The 2,500-nt window shown below is 67.0% G+C and carries 1 protein-coding gene and 1 pseudogene (1 of these 2 cut by a window edge); both read left to right on the top strand.

Annotated elements, in window-relative coordinates; translation table 11 throughout:
- Positions 1–1,615 carry the 3' portion of a pyruvate dehydrogenase (acetyl-transferring), homodimeric type gene (aceE, locus tag E6J58_12425; protein ID TMB36933.1) on the top strand. The gene continues 1,049 nt to the left of window position 1, outside the view, so only the last 1,615 of its 2,664 coding nucleotides appear in the window; the start codon falls outside the window, past its left edge; it ends in the stop codon at positions 1,613–1,615.
- A gap of 2 nt (positions 1,616–1,617) precedes the next feature.
- A pseudogene (locus E6J58_12420) lies at positions 1,618–2,500 on the top strand (biotin/lipoyl-binding protein).

The following is a 2,500-nucleotide window of genomic DNA, read 5'->3' as shown; positions in this document are numbered from 1 at the left end:
GACCGCCGCGATGGTGGCCGACTGGACCGACGAGCAGATCTGGGCGCTCACGCGGGGCGGCCACGATCCGATGAAGGTGTACACGGCGTACAAGGCGGCGGTCGAGCACAAGGCACAGCCGACCGTGATCCTGGCGAAGACGGTGAAAGGCTTCGGAATGGGCGAGGCGATGGAAGGCCAGAACATCGCCCACCAGGCGAAGAAGATGAAGGCGGAGCACATCCGCGTCTTCCGCGACCGCTTCCACGTGCCGGTCGCGGACGATCAGCTCGAGACGCTCCCGTTCTACCGGCCGCCGGAAGACAGCACCGAGATGAAGTGGCTGAAGGAGCGGTTGCAGGCACTGGGAGGCGGTCTGCCTCGGCGGCGGCGCAAGGCCGACCCGCTTACGGCACCGCCACTCTCTGCCTTCGAGGCGCAGCTCAAGGGCAGCGGCGAGCGCGAGCTTTCCACCACCATGGCCTTCGTCCGCATCCTCACAACCATGTTGCGCGACAAGAACATCGGCTCCCGCGTGGTACCCATCGTCGCCGACGAAGCCCGGACCTTCGGCATGGAGGGGATGTTCCGGCAGTACGGCATCCACTCGCACGTCGGCCAGCTCTACCGGCCGCAGGACGCCGATCAGCTCATGTTCTACAAGGAGGCGAAGAACGGCCAGATCCTGCAGGAGGGGATCACCGAGGCCGGCGCTTTCTGCTCGTGGATCGCGGCAGGCACCTCGTACAGCAGCAACGGGGTCCAGATGATTCCCGTCTTCCTCTATTACTCCATGTTCGGCTTCCAGCGCGTGGGCGACCTTGCCTGGGCCGCGGGGGACATCCGGACGCGCGGTTTCCTCATCGGCGGCACTTCGGGCCGGACCACGTTGAACGGCGAAGGGCTGCAGCACCAGGACGGACACAGCCAGGTGGTGGCCAGCACCATTCCGAACTGCATCGCGTACGATCCCACCTTCCAATATGAGCTGGCGGTCATCGCGCAGGACGGGCTGCGCCGCATGGTGCAGGCGCAGGAGGACGTCTACTACTACCTGACGGTGATGAATGAGAACTACGCGCACCCCGACATGCCGCAGGGGGCGGAGGCAGGCATCCTCAAGGGCATGTACCTCTTTCGCGAACGCCCGCGGGCGCAGGTCCAGCTGCTCGGATCGGGGTCAATCTTCCGCGAGGTCATCGCCGCGGCGGAGCTGCTCGACATCGCCGCCGATCTCTTCAGCGTCACCAGCTTCTCCGAGCTTCGCCGGGACGGTCTCGCCGTCGATCGCTGGAACGCGATGCATCCTCAACAAACGCCGCGGACCTCTTACGTCGAGCAGTGCCTGAAAGGGCGCAAAGGGCCGGTGATCGCGGCGACGGACTACATCAAGCTCCACGCCGACTCCATCCGCGCATTCCTTCCCGCCCGCTATCGGGTGCTCGGAACCGACGGATTCGGCCGCAGCGACACCCGCGCAAAGCTGCGGCACTTCTTCGAGGTGAACCGGTACTGGATCGCCGTGCACGCGCTGCGGGCGCTGGCCGAAGAGGGCACCGTGCCTGCCGCCAAGGCGGCCGAGGCGATGAAGAAGTACGACCTCGACCCCGAGAAGCCGAATCCGGTGACGGTCTAGCGATGGACGTGCTCGTTCCCGACATCGGCGATTTCAAGGACGTGCCCGTCATCGAGATCCTGGTGAAGCCCGGCGACGAAGTCGCCGCCGAGGCGCCGCTGGTCACGCTCGAGTCCGACAAGGCGACCATGGACGTCCCGTCTCCGTCCGCGGGGGTGGTTCGCGAGATCGCGGTGAAGGTCGGCGACAAGGTCTCGCAGGGGACGCTGCTCGCGCGGCTCGACGCGAAAGAAAAGGAAACGCGATCCGCGGCGACCGCGCGGGAACCGGCGGCCCCGGAGCATCCGGTGGCGGCGTCGCGAGGCGGGGTTGCGCCGGTCGAGCAGGAGTCGCCGGAAAAGGATGGGACGAGCAGCCGCCTCCCACCCCGCGCAAGGAGTACGGGGGTCCGACCGCCACCGTGCCGCCGCCGCGCGCCGAGCCGTCCGTCGCTCCTCCCGCCATCGACGAGCAAGCATTCCAGAAAGCACACGCGGGTCCCGGCGTCCGAAAGCTCGCGCGCGAGCTGGGCGCCGACCTCGGACGCGTCACCGGCACGGGTCCCAAAGGGAGGATCCTTGCAGAGGACCTCTACAAGTTCGTGAAGTCGGTGATGAGCGGCGCCGCGATGCCAGCGGCGGCCGGTGCGGGTACCGGACTCGCCGTCGCGCCCTGGCCAAAGGTCGATTTCGCAAAGTTCGGCGCCGTCGAGAACCGGCCGCTGACGCGGATCCAGAAGATCGCCGGCCCGGGCTTGCACCGGAACTGGGTGACGATCCCGCACGTCACGAACTGCGAAGACGCCGACATCACCGACCTCGAGGCGTTCCGGGTGGCGCTGAACAAGGAGCAGGAGGTGAAAGTCACCCTCCTCGCTTTCCTGATGAAGGCTTGCGTCGCCGCGCT

Source organism: Deltaproteobacteria bacterium, from assembly GCA_005879535.1.
Lineage (GTDB): Bacteria > Myxococcota > Myxococcia > Myxococcales > 40CM-4-68-19 > 40CM-4-68-19.
The sequence above is the reverse complement of the archived record's forward strand: the minus strand, read 5'-3'. Positions and strand labels throughout refer to the sequence as shown.